The organism is Streptomyces sp. NPDC007808, assembly GCF_042868655.1.
Taxonomy (GTDB): Bacteria; Actinomycetota; Actinomycetes; order Streptomycetales; family Streptomycetaceae; genus Streptomyces.
The window spans coordinates 1,031,219-1,047,719 of the sequence record NZ_JBIAEQ010000002.1 but is presented as its reverse complement, the minus strand read 5'-3'; the positions used below and the strand labels follow the sequence as shown (position 1 = coordinate 1,047,719).

14 protein-coding genes and 1 tRNA gene are annotated in these 16,501 nt (G+C 73.1%); 5 read left to right on the top strand and 10 right to left on the bottom strand.

What is annotated here, in order from left to right:
• The first annotated feature begins 4 nt into the window (after positions 1-4).
• Positions 5-499 (top strand): DUF3830 family protein, encoded by a 495-nt coding sequence (locus ACFYNL_RS10990; RefSeq protein WP_388800042.1) that lies wholly within the window; start codon positions 5-7, stop codon positions 497-499.
• Here ACFYNL_RS10990 and ACFYNL_RS10985 read toward each other — a convergent pair.
• Positions 480-1,889, bottom strand: a complete 1,410-nt coding sequence (locus ACFYNL_RS10985; protein WP_388800039.1) for an amidase — start codon at positions 1,887-1,889, stop codon at positions 480-482. The genes ACFYNL_RS10990 and ACFYNL_RS10985 overlap by 20 nt on opposite strands.
• A 23-nt stretch (positions 1,890-1,912) precedes the next feature.
• Positions 1,913-2,878: a D-2-hydroxyacid dehydrogenase gene (locus ACFYNL_RS10980; protein ID WP_388800036.1), complete on the bottom strand. Its 966-nt coding sequence runs from the start codon at positions 2,876-2,878 to the stop codon at positions 1,913-1,915.
• 213 nt (positions 2,879-3,091) lie between these two features.
• On the opposite strand from ACFYNL_RS10980, the gene ACFYNL_RS10975 reads away from it, so the two are divergent.
• The 3 genes from ACFYNL_RS10975 to ACFYNL_RS10965 all read left to right on the top strand — a co-directional run bounded on the left by ACFYNL_RS10975 (position 3,092) and on the right by ACFYNL_RS10965 (position 5,957).
• Positions 3,092-3,883, top strand: coding sequence for a decarboxylase (locus tag ACFYNL_RS10975; protein ID WP_388800622.1), 792 nt, complete (start codon positions 3,092-3,094; stop codon positions 3,881-3,883).
• A 10-nt stretch (positions 3,884-3,893) separates the two neighbouring features.
• Positions 3,894-4,625, top strand: a complete 732-nt coding sequence (locus ACFYNL_RS10970) for an aspartate/glutamate racemase family protein (protein ID WP_388800033.1) — start codon at positions 3,894-3,896, stop codon at positions 4,623-4,625.
• Positions 4,626-4,853: 228 nt separating this feature from the next.
• Complete coding sequence (locus ACFYNL_RS10965; RefSeq protein WP_388800030.1) at positions 4,854-5,957, top strand: LLM class flavin-dependent oxidoreductase; 1,104 nt, start codon at positions 4,854-4,856, stop codon at positions 5,955-5,957.
• 88 nt (positions 5,958-6,045) lie between these two features.
• Here the strand turns inward: ACFYNL_RS10965 and ACFYNL_RS10960 are convergent, their stop codons facing one another.
• Positions 6,046-7,887, bottom strand: a complete 1,842-nt coding sequence (locus ACFYNL_RS10960) for a putative bifunctional diguanylate cyclase/phosphodiesterase (protein ID WP_388800027.1) — start codon at positions 7,885-7,887, stop codon at positions 6,046-6,048.
• A gap of 406 nt (positions 7,888-8,293) precedes the next feature.
• Between ACFYNL_RS10960 and ACFYNL_RS10955 the strand changes: the two genes are divergently transcribed.
• A complete protein-coding gene (locus ACFYNL_RS10955; RefSeq protein WP_388800619.1) occupies positions 8,294-9,856 on the top strand; it encodes a M6 family metalloprotease domain-containing protein in 1,563 nt (520 codons plus the stop codon).
• A gap of 195 nt (positions 9,857-10,051) precedes the next feature.
• Here ACFYNL_RS10955 and ACFYNL_RS10950 read toward each other — a convergent pair.
• From ACFYNL_RS10950 to ACFYNL_RS10920, 7 genes are all read right to left on the bottom strand, one after another.
• Positions 10,052-10,125, bottom strand: a tRNA-Lys gene (locus ACFYNL_RS10950).
• On the bottom strand, positions 10,116-10,691 hold the full coding sequence (locus ACFYNL_RS10945; RefSeq protein WP_388800024.1) for a hypothetical protein: 576 nt from the start codon (positions 10,689-10,691) through the stop codon (positions 10,116-10,118). The genes ACFYNL_RS10950 and ACFYNL_RS10945 overlap by 10 nt, the downstream gene beginning before the upstream one ends.
• A 147-nt stretch (positions 10,692-10,838) precedes the next feature.
• On the bottom strand, positions 10,839-11,204 hold the full coding sequence (locus ACFYNL_RS10940; RefSeq protein ID WP_388800021.1) for a hypothetical protein: 366 nt from the start codon (positions 11,202-11,204) through the stop codon (positions 10,839-10,841).
• A gap of 114 nt (positions 11,205-11,318) precedes the next feature.
• Positions 11,319-12,653 (bottom strand): AAA domain-containing protein, encoded by a 1,335-nt coding sequence (locus ACFYNL_RS10935; RefSeq protein WP_388800018.1) that lies wholly within the window; start codon positions 12,651-12,653, stop codon positions 11,319-11,321.
• Positions 12,650-14,254 carry a hypothetical protein gene (locus tag ACFYNL_RS10930; protein ID WP_388800015.1) on the bottom strand — a complete coding sequence of 535 codons (1,605 nt, stop codon included), beginning with the start codon at positions 14,252-14,254 and terminating at the stop codon, positions 12,650-12,652. The genes ACFYNL_RS10935 and ACFYNL_RS10930 overlap by 4 nt, the downstream gene beginning before the upstream one ends.
• The gene (locus tag ACFYNL_RS10925; RefSeq protein ID WP_388800616.1) at positions 14,245-15,411 is read right to left on the bottom strand and encodes a hypothetical protein; all 1,167 of its coding nucleotides are present in this window, start codon (positions 15,409-15,411) and stop codon (positions 14,245-14,247) included. Before ACFYNL_RS10925 ends, ACFYNL_RS10930 begins: the two co-directional genes overlap by 10 nt.
• Complete coding sequence (locus tag ACFYNL_RS10920; RefSeq protein WP_388800012.1) at positions 15,362-16,387, bottom strand: phosphatase PAP2 family protein; 1,026 nt, start codon at positions 16,385-16,387, stop codon at positions 15,362-15,364. Before ACFYNL_RS10920 ends, ACFYNL_RS10925 begins: the two co-directional genes overlap by 50 nt.
• Between the last annotated feature and the right edge of the window lie 114 nt (positions 16,388-16,501).

The window sequence follows — 16,501 nt, the reverse complement described above, 5'->3', positions numbered from 1 at the left end:
TTGCATGACTGAACGGTTCATCGAGGTGTCGCTGGTCAAGCGGGGAATCAACTGCACGGCCAAACTCCTGGACGACCGCGCCCCGCTCACCTGCGCGGCCGTCTGGGACGCCCTGCCCCTGACCGGCGACGTCTACCACGCGAAATACGCCCGCAACGAGATCTACGCCCTCTTCCCGCCCTTCGCGCAGACGGAGCCGCCCCTGGAGAACCCGACCGTCACCCCGATCCCCGGCGACCTTTGCTATTTCGCCTTCGCGGGCACCGAACTGGGCACCAGCTCCTACGGCTACGACCGTGAGGTCCGCCCCGGCACGACACTGGTCGACCTGGCCCTGTTCTACGAGCGCAACAACCTGCTTCTGAACGGCGACGTGGGCTGGGTGCCCGGCATCGTCTGGGGCCAGGTGGTCGAAGGGCTGGAGGAGATGGCCCAGGGCTGCAACGACCTGTGGCGGTCGGGTGCCCTGGGCGAGTCGCTCAGCTTCCGGAGGCTGTGAGGCCGGCGACACCGGCCTCGTACAGCGCGTGGGCCGCCCGCAGCACCAGATCGTCCCGGTGCCGGGCGGCCACGAGCTGCAGGCCGATCGGCAGCCCGGCGCCGGCCGTGCCGTCCCTGCCGACAGGGACGGTCGCGGCCGGCTGCTGGGTGAGGTTGAAGGGGTACGTGAACGGCGTCCAGCCCGTCCACCTCCGGTGCCCCGAGCCCTTCGGCACCTCCGCGCCCGCCTCGAAGGCGGTGAGCGGGAGGGTCGGGGTGACCAGGAGGTCGTAGGTGTCGTGGAAGCGGCCCATGCGGCGCCCGAGCTCCATGCGGACGTCGACCGCGGCCAGGTAGTCGAGGGCGCCCAGGCGCGCGCCCGTGCCGCAGATCTCCCTCAGCCCCGGATCGAGCAATTCCCGCTGCCGCGGCCCGAGATGCTGGGTCACCCGGGCCGCCCCGGTGAACCACAGGGTGTGGAAGGCGTGCACCGGGTCGGTGAAGTCGGGGTCGGTCTCCTCGACGTACGCCCCGAGTCCCGCAAGCCGCTCCACCGCCCGCCGCACCGCCGCCGCGACCGCCGGACGCACCGCCACCTGGCCGCCGAAGGAGGGCGAGTAGGCGACCCGCAGACCCCGCACCCCACCGGACAGCGCCGAGACGAACGAGCCGGGCGGGGCCGGAAGCGCCGACCAGTCACGGGAGTCGGGGGCGCCGATCACATCGAGCAGCAGCGCCGCGTCGGCCGCGTCCCGGGTCATCGGACCGACGTGCGCCAGGGTGCCGAAGGCGCTCGCCGGATAGAGCGGGACCCGGCCGTACGTCGGTTTCAGGCCGAACACGCCGCAGAACGCCGCCGGGATCCGGACACTTCCACCGCCGTCCGTACCGAGCGCGAGCGGCCCCGCGCCGAGCGCCACGGCCGCACCGGCACCACCGCTGGAACCGCCCGCGGTGCGGGTCGGATCGTACGGATTGCGGGTGACGCCGGACAGGGGCGAGTCGGTGACGCCCTTCCATCCGAACTCGGGCGTGGTCGTCTTGCCCAGGAAGACGGCGCCGTGCGCGCGCAGACGGGCCACGGACGGGGCGTCCTCGTCCCAGGCGCCCCGCTCCGAGATGGTCTTCGAGCCCTTCAGCGTCGGGGCGCCGCGCATCAGCAGGATGTCCTTCACCGTGACCGGCACACCGTCCAGCAGACCGGCCGGTTCGCCGCGCCGCCAACGCTCCGTCGCCGCATGGGCCTGCGCGAGGGCCGCGTCGGCGGTGAGGCGCACGAAGGCGTTGACCTCCGGCTGGATCCGCTCGGCCCGCTCCAGGGCCGCGCGGGTGGCGTCGACCGGGCTGAACTCTCCTTTGCGGTACCCGTCGAGGAGTTGTACGGCGGTCAGTTCGGTGAGATCCGTCATGCGTCGCCCTCCAGCTGTGGACATCAGCGTCCGGGTACGTACCCGCGCTGCTTGTCGACCACGTTCAGCAGCGGTCTGCCCGCCTCCCAGCGCTCGTACAACTCCACGAACTGACGGCCGAGTTCGTCCCGCCAGCCGATCGTGTCCCCGCTCATGTGCGGGGACACGATCAGCCCCGGCAACCCCCACAACGGGCTGTCCGCGCCGAGCGGTTCGTGCTCGAAGACGTCCAGCGCGGCCCCCGCGATCCACCGCTTCGACAGCGCCTCGGCCAGCGCCTCCTCCACGACCAGCTGTCCGCGCCCGACGTTGATGAACCGGGCGGAGGGCTGCATGACGCCGAAGCGGCGGGCGTCGAACATGCCGTGCGTCTGCGCGGTGAGCGGCGCGGCCGAGATCACCCAGTCGGCGCGGGCGATCAGCCGGTCGAGGTCCTCGGGGCCGTGGATACCGGTGCGCGGGGTCCGGCCGACCAGCGCGGTGGTGACGTCGAGGGCCTTGAGCGTGCGGACGATCGTCCGGCCGATGGGGCCGGATCCGACCACGCACGCGCGCGAGCCGGCCACACGCTGCCCCTCGCGGTGCCGCCACTCACGGGAGCGCTGCAGCTCCAGGGTCCGCGGCAGGTCCTTCGCCATCGCCAGCACCAGCGCGGCCACATACTCGGCGATCGGCTGGTCGAAGACCCCGCGTGCGTTGGTGACCACCGTGTCGGACGCGGTGAGCTCGGGACACATCAGGTGGTCCACGCCCGCGCTCGCCGTGTGCACCCAGCGCGGCCGCGGGCCCTCGCCGGGCCAGGCGCGGCGTACGGCGTGCGAGGTGAAGTCCCAGACCAGCAGCACGTCGGCGTACGGCAGCCGCTCGGCGAGGGTCGACTCGTCCGTGTGCTCCACCCGGGCGCGGCCGGTGAGGCGGCCGAGGCGGGGGAGGGGGTCGGCGTCCAGGACCAGGACGGTGGGCGGGAGGTCGGATGCGGGTGCCGTCATGCGGGCCGTTTCTCCGGGGTGTGTGGGGGCGTGGGGGGCGTGTTCCGGGAGGGTGCGGGCGCTGTCGCTCGGCGTTCCACTGGACGTGACGGCCGTCTGACATGCGAGGTTTGACCACGCTCGCACCCGAACCTACCTTCGTCAACACGGGCGTGCGTACGGTCCGTTGCTCACCTGTTTCTCGTAGTGAGGACGGTGCCTGGCATGAGTTCCATGGACATCTCCTTCCTCGGCGGACCTCGGCCCCAACGCGGGGTCGGAGTCGTCGCTCCCTTCGACTTCGCGCTGGACCGGGAGCTCTGGCGCTGGGTGCCGGACGAGGTCTCGCTGCACCTCACCCGGACCCCGTACGTGCCGGTCGAGGTCAGCCTCGACCTGGCCCGCCTCGTCAGCGAGCACGAGACGCTGAGCGACGGCGTCCGCACCCTGACCGCGATCGCGCCCGAGGTGGTCGCCTACGCCTGCACCTCCGGCAGCTTCGTCGGCGGCATCGCGGGCGAGCGGGCGATGTGCGCGGCGATGACCCGCGCCGGGGCGATACCGGCGGTCACCACGTCCGGGGCCCTGCTGGAGGCGCTGACCGAGCTGGGCGCACGACGGGTGGCGCTGGTGACGCCGTACACCGTGTCGGTGACGCGGTCGCTGGAGGCGTACGTGGCGGAGGCGGGGGCCGTCGTCACGGGGTGCGCGTTCATGGGGCTGACCCGGCACATCTGGAAGGTGCCGTACCGCGATGTGGCGGACATGGCGCGCAAGGCCGCACGCCGCTCCGCCGACGCCCTGTTCATCAGCTGCACCAACCTGCCGACCTACGACGTGATCCCCCAGCTGGAGGCCGAGCTGCGCATCCCGGTGCTCTCGGCCAACCAGGTCACGATGTGGGCGGCGCTGCGCCGGCTGGGTACCCGAGCGGTGGGGCCGTATCAGGCGCTGATCGATCCGGCGGCGCGTGGCGGTCCCGTACTTCCGGACGTGCCGGACGTTCCAGAACAGGAACAGCAGTAGGAAGGCTGACATGACCGCACTCGGATTCCTCTACCCGGGCCACTCCGCCGAGGACGACTATCCACGCATCGAGCAGCTGCTCGCCAGCGACATCCGCCTCGACCTCGTGCACACCGACATCGGCGAGGACGCGCACCGGGAGGACGCGCTGCGGCAGATGGGCTCCGCGCAGCGGCTCGCGGCGGGCGTGGAGGAGCTGCGGCTGACCGGCGCCGAGGCGGTGGTGTGGGCGTGCACCTCCGGCAGCTTCGTCTACGGCTGGGAGGGCGCCCACGAGCAGGTGCGCGCCCTCGCCGTCGCGGCGGGCATGCCGGCCTCCTCGACGTCCTTCGCCTTCGTGCACGCGATCCGGGAACTCGGGGTGCGCCGGGTGGCGATCGGCGCGACCTACCCGGACGACGTGGCCCGGCTCTTCGCGGAGTTCCTGCGCGCCGCCGACGTGGAGGTGGTGGCGGTGCGCGGCTCCGGGATCATCACCGCGGCCGAGGTCGGGACGTGGGGCGACAAGGAGCTGTTCGCCCTGGCGAAGGAGGCGGACCACCCCGACGCGGAGGCGGTCCTCCTCCCGGACACCGCCCTGCACACCGCCTCCCACCTCCCGGACCTGGAGCAGCACGTGGGCAAGCCGGTCCTCACCGCCAACCAGGTCACGGTCTGGGAGGCCCTGCGCCTGACGGACCGCCGTGTGAACGCTCCGGAACTGGGCGCGCTCTTCACGAGGGAGCCGATCGTGCAGGTGTAGCCGGTCCGCCTCGTCGGGCCCGTCCGGGGGCGCCGCTGTGCGGGAGTTCGGGGACGGGCCCGTCGGGGCCGGCACGGGGCCCGGGAGGACGGCGGCCCTCCGGCGGGGCCGACAGGGGCGGAGCCCCCGGGCAGGGACGGGCGGCGGCGACGCGAGCGGAAATAAACCGGAGACTGCCTCCTGTTATCGCCGAGGACAGCACACGCACGGCGAACACAGGAGGCACACGTGAGGGCGGACGACACCCAGCCGGACGAGATCCGGGGCACGACCCGCGGCACCGCCCCCGTCCCCCTCTCCGTACTGGACCTGGTCACGGTCAGCGCAGGCCGCACCGCCACCGACGCCCTGCGCACCAGCGTCGACCTGGCCCGCCTCGCGGAGTCCCGCGGCTTCCACCGCTACTGGGTCGCCGAACACCACTCCATGCCGGGCGTGGCCTCCTCCTCGCCCGCCGTGATCCTCGCCCATCTCGCCGCCCACACCGACCGCATCCGGCTGGGCTCGGGCGGCGTCATGCTCCCCAACCACGCCCCGCTCGTCATCGCTGAGCAGTTCGGCACCCTGGAGGCCATGGCCCCCGGCCGCATCGACCTCGGCCTCGGCCGCGCCCCCGGCACGGACGGCGCCACCGCGGCCGCCCTCCGCCGCACCGACCGGCTCGACGAGGGCGCCGACGACTTCCCCGAGCAGCTCGCCGAACTCACCCGCTTCCTCGACGACGACTTCCCCGACGGCCACCCCTTCCGCCGGATCCACGCGGTCCCCGGCCCCGTCCAGGCGACCTCGCCCGGCGGCGTCCAGTCCCCGCACCGGCCGCCGATCTGGCTGCTCGGCTCCTCCGGCTTCAGCGCCCGCCTCGCCGCCGTCCTCGGTCTGCCCTTCGCCTTCGCGCACCACTTCTCGGCGCGCCACACCATCCCCGCCCTGGACCTGTACCGGGAGTCCTTCCGGCCGTCCGCCGTCCTGGACCGGCCGTACGCCCTCATCGGCGTCTCCGCCCTCGCCACCGACGAGGAGAAGGAGGCCCGTCGTCAGGTCAGGGCCGCCGCTCTCGGCATGATCCGCCTGCGCACCGGACGCCCGGGCCTCATCCCCACGCCGGAGGAGGCCGAGGCCCACGCGTTCACCGCGATGGAGAGCGAGTTCGCCGACTCCTGGAACGCCAACGTCATCCACGGCACCGCCGACGAGGTCCGTGCCGGCCTCGACGACCTCCACAAGCGCACCGGCGCCGACGAGTTGATGATCACGAGCAACGCGCCCGGCATGGACGTGCGCCTGCGGTCCTACGAACTCCTCGCGGACGCCTACGACTTGCCCACCGCCTGATGCGGCACGCCTGACGCGGTCGCGTCGAGATCGGAGACGGCCAAGGCGTCCCCGCGCCGGGTGCGCACGGCACGCCTGGCGGGGCACGTCACACGTCGACCGTCACCCCGTCGGGCCCGCTGCTCATCAACTCGCTGATGCGATCCGGCGGCACCGGCCGCGAGTACAGCCATCCCTGGCCGGTGTCGCAGCCGATCCGGCGCAGGCGGGAGGCCTGGGCCAGGGTCTCCACGCACTCGGCGGTGACCGTCAGGCCCAGTCGGTGGGCCAGCTGGATCATCGCCTCGACGACCACCTCGTCGGCCGGGTTCGGCGGGACGGCCGAGGTGTTTTCGCTCTCGTACTGGAAGCCCCGTACGAAGGAACCGTCCAGCTTCAGGACCGAGACGGGCAGCCGGCTGAGGTACGCGAGGTTCGAGTAACCGGTGCCGAAGTCGTCGATCGCGATCCGCACGCCCATGTCGCTGAGCGCCTGGAGCACCTGGAGCGGTCTGCCCGCCGAGCCCATCACCGCTGATTCGGTGAGCTCCAACTGGAGCAGGCGCGGAGCGAGTCCCGTCTCGTCCAGGATTCGCGCCACGTCCGCCACCAGGTCGGAGTCCCAGACCTGGCGCACGGCCACGTTGACGCTGACGAAGAGCGGCGGCTCGTCGGGGTGCGTCACCTGCCAGGCACGTGCCTGGCGGCAGGCGGTCGCCAGGATCCAGCGGCCGAGCGGCACGATCGAGCCGTCCTCCTCGGCCAGTCCGATGAACCGATTCGGCGCCAGTACGCCGAACTGAGGATGTTTCCAGCGGACAAGTGCCTCGACTCCGCGCAGCAGGCCGTCCTCCATGCTCACGAGCGGCTGGTACTCCAGGGCGAACTCACCGCGCTCGATGGCCGGGCGGAGCGTGGAGGCGAGGGCCTGGCGGGTCATGCGGTGGGCGTTGCGCTCGGGGTCGAAGAGCGTCCAGCGGTCCTTGCCGTCGGCCTTGGCCCAGTACAGCGTGGTGTCCGCGGCCTGCATCAGGGCGGTCGGGGTGGTGCCGCTCGCCTGGCGTTCCACGACGCCGATCGAGGCCGACACCGACAGACGCCGGTTGGAGATCTCGAACGGGGCCCGTAGGGAGCCGAGCACCGACTCGGCGAGGTCGGCGAGTTGCTCGGTGCCCGTCGAGTCCTCGACGAGCAGGGCGAACTCGTCGCCGCCGAGCCGTGCCACCAGGGGCGGGCTCGATCTGGCGTAGCCCGCCTCCTCGGCGCACCGGGTGAGCCGTTCGGCCACGGCGGCCAGCAGGGTGTCGCCGACGCGGTGGCCGAGGGTGTCGTTGATGGCCTTGAAACCGTCGAGGTCCAGGTAGCACAGGCCGATGCGGCCGGTGGCCCCGCTGTCCTCGTACGACTCCGGCTCCAGCGCCGCCGACAGGCGCTCGAAGAACAGGGTGCGGTTGGGCAGCCGGGTCACCGGGTCGTGCATCTGCAAGTGCCTCAGCCGCGCCTGGAGTTCGCGGTGGGCGCTGATGTCGGCGACGGAGAGCAGGACGCTGCCCCGCTCCTCGCCGGGCAGCGGCGCGACCGTGACCTGGGCCCACAGGGAGTGTCCGTCCGGGTGCTTCAGGCGGCGCGTGCAGCGCAGCCGGGCCTGGCGGCCGCGCAGCACCTCCAGGTACGCGTGCCAGGTGCGCGCGTCGGAGGCGAGGTCCACCAGGTCGGCGGCGACGGATCCGGCCAACTCCCCGGGCGGTGTGCCGAGCAGCTCGGCGAGGGCGGAGTTGGCACCGGTCACCACGCCCTCGCCGTCGACCACCGCCATCGCCAGGGGCGCGGCGCGGAAGGCGGAGGAGTAGGGCGGCGCCCCGGTACCGGCAGATGTCTGTACGTTACTCTCTGTGACGGCTGGCCCGATGAGGTCTGCCGCGGGCGTCGGCCCTTCGGACGTTCCGCTCACCGCTCGCTCCCGCAGTGCACTCGTTCTTCGGATGGGTCTCATCGGAATGGCCGGCCGGGGGGCGGTCGGCCGCCAGGCCGTGTCCGTGCAGGAAAGTGTCAGGAAAGTGTGCCGATCATAGAGGCTGGCTTCTGGCCCTTCCACCCGCAGTCCGGTGTTCCCATGGGACCTGAGCTTCCGACAGATCGTTTCTGCCCGCACCTGGACGGCTTCTTCGGTCTCTCGACCGGTTGTGACGTTCCGTGAGCGATTCGGGGGTGTCGGTACGGGCGATTCCTCGGCCCTCTCACCCGTCCGGTGCAGGCAAACAGGGCGTAGTACGACAATCTGACTCAGGCTGAGTGCGGTGTCCCGCGAACCGCTCCCGGAGGTCCCCGTGCAGCGTCAGTTCCCCCTGCTCCCCGGCATGGGTCGGCTGCGGGAATGGCCTCGACTGCGCACTGTCGCCGCCGTGTTCACCACGATGTCGGCGCTCGCCGCCACCTCCCTGGTGGCCGGCCCCTCGGCCGCCGAGTCGCTCGGCGCGACACCCTGCGCCCTGGAACGCACGGACGCCCACCACTCCGAGGGACTGGACACCTGGAACGCCGCCTATCCGCGCCCGACCCGCAGGCTCGACGCGGTCATGGTGTTCCTGTCCTTCCCGGACGCGCCGCCCCGCACGACGCCCACCGAGCTGACGGCCGACCACTTCCCGCTCACCACCCGCTTCTTCGAACGCGCCTCCTACGGCAGGTTCACCCTGCGTCCGCATCCGCTGCGGCACTGGCTCCAGATGCCGCGCCCGTCGACGGCGTACGCCATACAGCGTGACTGGAACATGGCCCACCGCACCGCCTACCTGCGCGACGCCCTCGCCCTGGCGGACCGGGAGGTCGACTTCTCCCGCTACGACGTCGTCTACTTCGTGGCCGACCCCGACGCGCCCGGCGTCGACTCGGACGCCACCAAGGTCGTCAACCTGGACGAGCCCCTGCGGGCCGACGGTACGGACATCCGGCGCGTCGTCACGGTCTTCGAGAACCATCCGCCGGACCGGCTGGTCCTGGCCCACGAGACCGGCCATGTCTTCGACCTGCCGGACCTGTACCACCGCCCGGTGGACGGCAAGGGTGACTGGGACACCTACGTCGGCGACTGGGACCTGATGGGCAGTCAGTTCGGTTTGGCGCCGGATCTGTTCGGATGGCACAAGTGGAAGCTGGGGTGGCTGGAGCCCCGGCAGGTGGTGTGCGTGCGGGGGTCGAGGTCCGGCTCCACACGGCTGACCTTGGAGCCGCTGTCGGCCGGGCCCGGTGAGCCGGCGCGGGTGGGGGCCGCGGGCGCACCGGAGGAGACGGTCGGTGCGCGGGGCGCGGCGGGTGAGGGCGGCGGCTTCGGCGTGTCCGGCGGGCTCGACGGGCCGGGTGCGGTTGGTGGGGCTGGTGCTGAGGCGGTCGGTGGGAGCGGGGTGGGGGCTGGGCCGGAGGCGGTTGGTGGGGCTGGTGCTGGTGCTGGGCTTGAGGCGGTCGCTGGGCCTGGGTCTGGGGCTGGGGCTGGGCATGAGGCGGCCGGTGGGCCTGGTGCGGTCGGTGGGCCTGGAGCGGTCGGCGGGTCGGGGGCGGTAGGTGGTGTGCCCGGTTTCGGGCTGGGCCGCGGCATCAAGCTCGCCGTCGTGCGCACCGGGCCGGAGAGCGCTCTCGCCTTCGAGGTGCGCGGGCCGGTGGGCAACGACGTGGCGGCCTGCCGACAGGGGGTGCTGGTGTACCGGGTGCGCAGCCGGACCGAGTCCGGCGGCGGACCGGTGGAGGTGGTCGACGCCCATCCGCGCACCGAGGCCTGCTGGGAGCAATCGGTGTACCCGCCGCTCGCGGACGCGCCGGTCGGGCCGGGGGAGAGCTTCACGGTGCCGGGGGAGGGCGTGCGGGTGGAGGTCGAGGGGCGTACGGCTTCGGGGGCGTGGACCGTGAAGATCGCGACAGGGGGGTAGCGCCCGCGCCGAACGGGGGGTCGTGCAGCGGTCGGCCGATGCGCCGGGGGGTGGCGGTGCACCCCGTGGCGGGAGCGGTGTGCCGGTGGTAAGAGCGCGACCGGCGGCGGGGTGCGACCGGGCGGGGGCGGTACGGGGCTCTGCCCCGGGGGGATGTGAAAAGCCCCCCGCTCGCGCGAGGGGCTTTCAGTGTCGTGCGCCGCCAGGGACTCGAACCCCGGACCCGCTGATTAAGAGTCAGCTGCTCTAACCAACTGAGCTAGCGGCGCCTGCTGACGTCGTAGACCTTAGCACCCTGATCCGCGTGGGGAAAAATCGATATCCGAACGGCCTCGCGAGCCGCCCGCACCGCCGCCCAGAGCAGCACCTCCGGGCCCGGCAACCAGGGATGACGGGTGTCGGGAGCGACCAGCCAGCGCGAGCTCGGGGAGGCGCTGGTGCCGGCCCGGGCCGGCACGGTCACCGCGTCTCCGGGGCCGTGGCAGAGGAGCGCAGGGACGTCGCCCGCGCGGCCGAACTCCTCCCACCGCAGCAGCGACGGCAGCCGCTGGGCCGTGCCGGGCGCGGCGAACAGCAGCATCCGGCCCCGTAAGACCGCTACCGGTCCCGTCCCGGGGCCCTCCTTCCACAGTCGGTCGACCATGCGGCGCCCGAAAAGTACCGGCGCGCTGACCACGTCGAAGACGGAACCGCAGGCCAGCGCCATGGAGGCGGCCGGCCGCTCGTCACGGAGCGCCCGGCTGCCGCGCGGATACGGTTCTGCAGAGGCGAGCCATGCGGCGCCGTCCGCGGTGATGGAGGCGGGCGAGAACGGGGCGTTGCGCGTGCTGCTCATGGCAGATACATCTACCGAGGGTGAGTGAGCGGTTCCCCAGAGTTCCCGGAAATCGGGACAGGGCCGGGTGGCAGGGCGTATCTTGCCCACCTGGCATATGCCATGAAGGTGTGGAAGGTATCGATGGGGATCGGCGGGGATCGGTGGTCACACGGGGTCGACGTGCCCCGGGCCCTCCACACCGCGCATCAGATCCCGGCCGAACTCCACCATCTTCTTGGCGTAGTCCTCGGTCCACTCGGCCTGCGCGGCGATGTCGGCGGGTGTGAGCCGGTCGAACCGCCGGGGGTCCGCCAGCTGGGCCGCCGCGATGGCCTGGAACTCCACCGCGCGGTCCGTCGCCGCCCGGAACGCCTGTGTCAGCTCGGTCGCCCGCGCCAGCAGCGCCCGCGGGTCGTCGATGGACTCCAGGTCGAAGAAGTGCTCCGGGTCGGCGGCCACCTGCGCGGGCTCGAAGAGCAGGGGCGCGGGGCGTAGCCGCGGTTCGTTCCGTCGCGGCGTGGGCTCCGCCATGTTTTCTCCTCCTCGTGCGTCACCGGTCTCGTAGGCCATCGCTACCCAGCCCGTGGACCGGTCCACCGTCCATTGTCCCGCGCTCGCGCAAGTGGGTCCGGGCCATCGCACCCCTCACGCCCGCCATGTGACCCGATGCTCCGCCAGCCGCGCCAGCACGGCGTGGTTCGCCTCCCAGCCGTCCGGGAACTTCACCACCGTTCCCAGCTGCACCGGCTCGGTCGACGGGTAGTCGTCGAGCAGCTCGCTCACGCCTGCCCGGCACACCACGATGCACGCGTGCCGGTGACGGGAGGCGAGGACGCACAGACGGCCCGTCTCCAGATGGAACGCGGTGGCGTCGGGGCGGCCGGAGAGCGGGTGGAGGACCACTGTCACGTCGTACTCACGGCCCTGCAGACGGTTCGCGGTGTCGACGGTGACATCCGTCACGCCCAGTTCGGCCAGCGCCGACCGGACGGCCGCCGCCTGGTCCCGGTGGGCCGTGCCGACCGCGATCCGGTCGGCGGTGAGGGGAGCGGGGTCGGGTGAGCGCTCCGACGTGGCCGCCCCACCGCGTTCCAGCAGACGCCGTACGACCGTCGCCACCGCCCGTACCGCCTCGGGATCCGTGCGCGGGGTGTGCCGGGCGGGCAGTTCCAGCAGGCCCCAGCCCGCCTCCGCCGCCTCGTCGATGACCCGGTCGGGGGCCGAGCCGTCCGACGGCACCGCGAAGGACAGCCGGCGGTCGCCGTGGTCCGTGCCGCTGCGGAACGGGGTGTACGGATAGAAGGCGTCCGAGACCAGGGGCGCGGCGGACGCGGGCAGGCGCCAGGAGACCGGCAGCCGGTGCTGGGGCAGTTCCGGGTTGTGGGCGAGGAGCGTGCTGACCGCGGAGGCCGACGGGTCGTACGACAGTCCGGCCCACTGCTCGCTGCCCACGATGGCGAACGGGTCCAGCTGACCGGGGTCACCGACGAACAGGGCCCGCTCGAACAGGCCGGCCACGGCCAGCAGTGCGTCCGAGCGCATCTGGTACGCCTCGTCCACGATCGCGTGCGGCCAGGGCTCGTCGGACTTCACATGCCCCCACTTGGCCGCGGTGGAGATGACGACCGCCAGCCCGGTGAGATCGCCGGCCTTCGCCGACTTGCGTACCTGGGGCAGGGCGTCCAGCGCCTTGTCGTACGGGTCGGCCTCACTGCTGTGCAGCCGCCCCACCGGCAGCTCGGGATTCTTCTCGGCGAGCCTGAGCACCAGGTCGTCGACCTGCGCGTTGGTCTGCGCGACCACCATCAGGGGGCGGCCCGCGTCGGCCAGCTCCAGGGCCGCGCGGACGACGAGCGTGGACTTGCCCGCGCCGGGCGGGGAGTCGACGACGACGCCGCGCGCGCTGCCGTTCAGGGTGTCGGCGAGGATCGCGTCGGTGGCCTGGGCCGCCGCGGCACCGGGGTCGAACACGGCGGTCACAGGACGTCCTCCTGGGTCATCGGGTCGGCGGCTTCCCTCACCTGCTCGCCGGGCGGCCCGCCGTGCGTCCACGGCGTCTCCTCCGGTTCGGGCAGTTTCGCGCCACCGCGCTGCTCGTGCTCGAACAAGGTGAAGCAGACCAGGTCGCCCTTCTCCGGCACGGACCCCTCCTCCGGTTCCCGGCCGCGGCCCATCTTGTCGAGCACCCGCAGCACGACCAGCGCGCCGTCGTCCCCGACGGCCCCCTCGTAGCCGACGAACTCCGCCGACTGGGGCTTGCCGCCCAGCGACCGGAACACCTTGGCCCGCTCGCCCAGATACGGCCGGTCCTCCGTGCGGACGGTGACCAGAGGGCGCGGGCTGGGCCGCTTGCCCTCGCTGTAGGCCATGACCACCTCGGTGACCTCGCCCGCGAACGCCTCCCCGGCGAGCCGCCGCCCCGCCATCACCAGCGGGTCGTCGAGCGCTTCCTGCGCCTCCAGGCGGGCCTGTTCACGCTCCCGCGCGGCGAGCTTGTTGGCCGCGGTGACCGCGTCGTCGCGACGCGGTTGCGGGGGCTCACCGGCGAGGACACGGTCGCGGTGGCCGGTGAACGACCAGCGGTCGCGGGTCCACCGTTCCTCGACCCGCCCGGCCTCCGGCAGCTTCCGCAGCAGGTCCAGGGCCCGCCACACCGCGTCCCAGGTGGGTCGGGTCCGGCTCTCGACGAGCCGGCGGATCTCCCGCTCGGCGGCGGTCAGGTCACCGAACCGGTCGTCCGCCTCCAGACCGTCCTCGGCGGCGGCGAGGGCGGTGCGGGCGCGGTCGTAACGCTCGATGGCGGGGGCGAGCAACCTGTTGTCGAACGCCGGGTCGGTGGCCGGACCGGCCGGCGGGCACAGCAACTGGCCCTGCGGGTCCCTCGCCAGCTCCGCCCGCAGCGCCGCCTCGGCGCCCGTCTCACCCTCCGGAGGGTCGATCCAGGCGAGCAGCGCGCCCAGGTGCTGGTCCTCCAGGGTGGACTGGCCGGTCACCCAGTGCCGGGCCAGGACGTCCGTCATGGCCAGCAGCAGCGAGGAGCCGGGCACCCGCGCCCGCTCGCCGAAGTGGGTCAGCCAGCGGCCGAGCAGCGGCACGCGCGGGGGAGCGGGATAGGGGGCCTCGGGGTCCTGCTCCGCAGTACGCCTGAAGCGCATGGAGCGGCCGAGCAGCCGTACGAAGTCGACGCCTCCGCGGCTCGGGACGATCAACTGCGGTGCGTCGGCGCACAGTTCGACCTCGACCTTGACCCGCTTGCCGGTCTCCGGGTCGGTCTCGTTGCGTTCGGCGGCCTCGACGTCGGTCGCGTACGCGTCGACGTACGGCAGGACGACGTCCGCCAGCTCGGCCAGGAAGGCGAACCGCAGGTCGCGGTCCCGTGGTTGGGGCACCACCAGCAGGTGCGGGGCGTCCCGGTCGGTGCCGACCAGCGCGCCGAGCGGGGCGCCCGCCTCACCGGCGGTGGTGAGCGGCACGAACACCAGGGGGCGGTCGGACAGGTGCCGGTGGCGGACGGTGGCGGCGCGCTGGGCGCGGCCCGTGCTGACGGCTTCGAGGCGGGCGAGGGTGGAGATCAGCGACACGGGACCACCGCCTCCTGCCCGAGGGCCTCGGCGCGCAGCCTGGCCGCTCTGCGCAGGGCGGCCACCGCCGGGTCGTCCGGGTCGCCCGTCTCACCGCGGGCCGCGGACAGGACGTCCTCCACCGTCGTCAGGCCGCCCAGCTCCGCCCGCACCGAGCGGCCCAGCGAGGTCACGGCGCCGGACGCGCGCGAGCGGGCGCGGCAGTGGAAGGCCAGCTCACAGGCGGACAGGCACTCGGGCGCGTACGTCGCCGGGACCGACTCGACGGCGGCGGTCAGGTCGGCCGCGGGCAGCTCCGGGGAGAAGCAGGTGCCGGCCGGCAGGGCATCGGCGATGTCCTCGATGCGGGTGAGACGGGCCAGCTGGCGGGCGGTCACCGCGCGCTGCTTGCGGACGTCCACGGCCGAGGCGGTGGGCAGGTTGGAGAAGTCCTTGGGGCAGACGAGCAGGACACGGTGGCGCACCCGGGACGCGGGGGCGCCCTGCGAGGCGGGCCCCTGCGGCAGCGCGCCGAGCCGTGCGGCGACCTGCTCCAGCGCCAGCACGTACACCGCCGCCTGCCGGGCCGCCGCGCCCACCTTGGCGGGGTCCGCCGAGCCGTCCAGCATCGGGAACGACTTGATCTCCACGACCGTCCAGCTGCCGTCCGGGTGCACGACGACCGCGTCCGGCTCCAGGAAGGCGGGCGAGCCGGCGACGTCCAGGGCGAGCATCGGGTGGTCGAGCAGCGTCCACTCGCCGCGCGCCTCGGTGGCCTCGCGCAGCGCCAGCGCGGTACGGGCCGTGCGACCCTCGGGGCCGGTCGCGGTGAGGTCGGGCACCCGCGCGCCGACGGGCGGTTCGCCGGCGCGGTCCAGTCTCTCGTGGACCAGCCGCAGCAGCTCCGCGCCGCCGTCCGCCTTGACCCTGGCCTCGAAGGCGTTCCCGCGTGTGAGGGCGAACTGGGACTGCCCGAACACCGACGGCGCGCCCAGCGCGCTCGCCAGTGCCGCCTTGTTCACCCCCGCGCCGTCCAGGATCGCGCGGCGTCTGCACCCGGGGTTGGCGGCGAGGGCGGCCAGGGCGCGGGCGTCCAGCGCCTTGGCCGGTACGTCGGGACCGCGCAGCTCAGCGAGCCGGTGCCGGAGCGCCGTCCCCCGCGTCCTGGGGGACGGCACTCGGCTCGGCTCCGGCTTCGAACCGGGAATCGCGCTGCCGTGGAATTCGCTCACCCGCGGAAGTCTGGCATCCGTCACTGACAATCGAGGAAGGAGCGTCGGCAGAGCCCACGGTGACGGGGTCGGCGGCGACCCGGGCGGCGGCCCCGGCCGAGCCGGTACGGGCCGCGCCGCCGGAGGCCGTCGCGACCGACGCGGACGCCGTGGCGAACCGGGCCCGGACCCGGTCCGCGGTCCGCATGACGAGCGGCGCGAGCAGCAGCCCGACGCCCATCACGGCGGCGCCCGCCACCGCGTCGAGGAAGTAGTGGTTGGCGGTGCCCATCACCACGATCGTGGTGATCAGGGGGTAGGCGATCGCGGCGATCTTGGCCAGGCGCGTCCCGCCGTACCGCCACAGCATCACCCCGCACCACAGCGCCCAGCCGACGTGCAGGCTCGGCATGGCCGCGTACTGGTTGGTCATGCCGCCGAGCCCCCGGGGCGCGCTGGCCTCGCCGCCCCACCAGCCGTAGGAGCTGTAGTGGGCCATCGTGTCCACGAAGCCGTGGCTCGCGTCCAGCAGCCGCGGCGGGCAGGTGGGCATCAGGGTGAAGCCGATCAGACCGATGAAGGTCGACGTCATCAGCCAGGTGCGGGCCGCCCGGTAGTGCACGGTGCGAGACCGGAAGATCCAGACCAGGAGCACCGGCGTGACCAGGTAGTGCAGCGAGGCGTACCAGAAGTCGGCCGGGACGCCGATCCAGGGCTCACGGGTGAAGAGCCGGTTGAGGGGGTGCTCCGCGTTGAGGTACAGGGCCTTCTCGAAGTCGAGGATCGCCAGGCCGTGGTCGACGGCGGTGGACACGTCGCCCCGGGCGAGGAGGCGGCCCGCCGAGTAGCAGGCGTAGACCAGGAGTATCAGCGGCAGCTCGGTCCACCAGCGCAGGCGGGTCCGTGGCGTCGCCTCCACGCCAGCTGTCTCGGCGTGTGGCATCCGATCGCCTCCCCCTTCTCGTCACGGCGCCCGGTTGACCGGCCGTTCCACTTTACGGTGTATGCGCGCGCCCCCTTCGGGCGCCCCGGCCCTCAAGACGCAGAGATCGCCCCG

Coding starts and splice junctions, on each gene's coding strand:
- ACFYNL_RS10985 (WP_388800039.1), bottom strand. CDS start 1,889: ATGACGGATCTCACCGAACTGACCGCCGTACAACTCCTCGACGGGTAC.
- ACFYNL_RS10940 (WP_388800021.1), bottom strand. CDS start 11,204: ATGGCGGAGCCCACGCCGCGACGGAACGAACCGCGGCTACGCCCCGCG.
- ACFYNL_RS10990 (WP_388800042.1), top strand. CDS start 5: ATGACTGAACGGTTCATCGAGGTGTCGCTGGTCAAGCGGGGAATCAAC.
- ACFYNL_RS10970 (WP_388800033.1), top strand. CDS start 3,894: ATGACCGCACTCGGATTCCTCTACCCGGGCCACTCCGCCGAGGACGAC.
- ACFYNL_RS10975 (WP_388800622.1), top strand. CDS start 3,092: ATGGACATCTCCTTCCTCGGCGGACCTCGGCCCCAACGCGGGGTCGGA.
- ACFYNL_RS10945 (WP_388800024.1), bottom strand. CDS start 10,691: ATGAGCAGCACGCGCAACGCCCCGTTCTCGCCCGCCTCCATCACCGCG.
- ACFYNL_RS10980 (WP_388800036.1), bottom strand. CDS start 2,878: ATGACGGCACCCGCATCCGACCTCCCGCCCACCGTCCTGGTCCTGGAC.
- ACFYNL_RS10955 (WP_388800619.1), top strand. CDS start 8,294: ATGGGTCGGCTGCGGGAATGGCCTCGACTGCGCACTGTCGCCGCCGTG.
- ACFYNL_RS10920 (WP_388800012.1), bottom strand. CDS start 16,387: ATGCCACACGCCGAGACAGCTGGCGTGGAGGCGACGCCACGGACCCGC.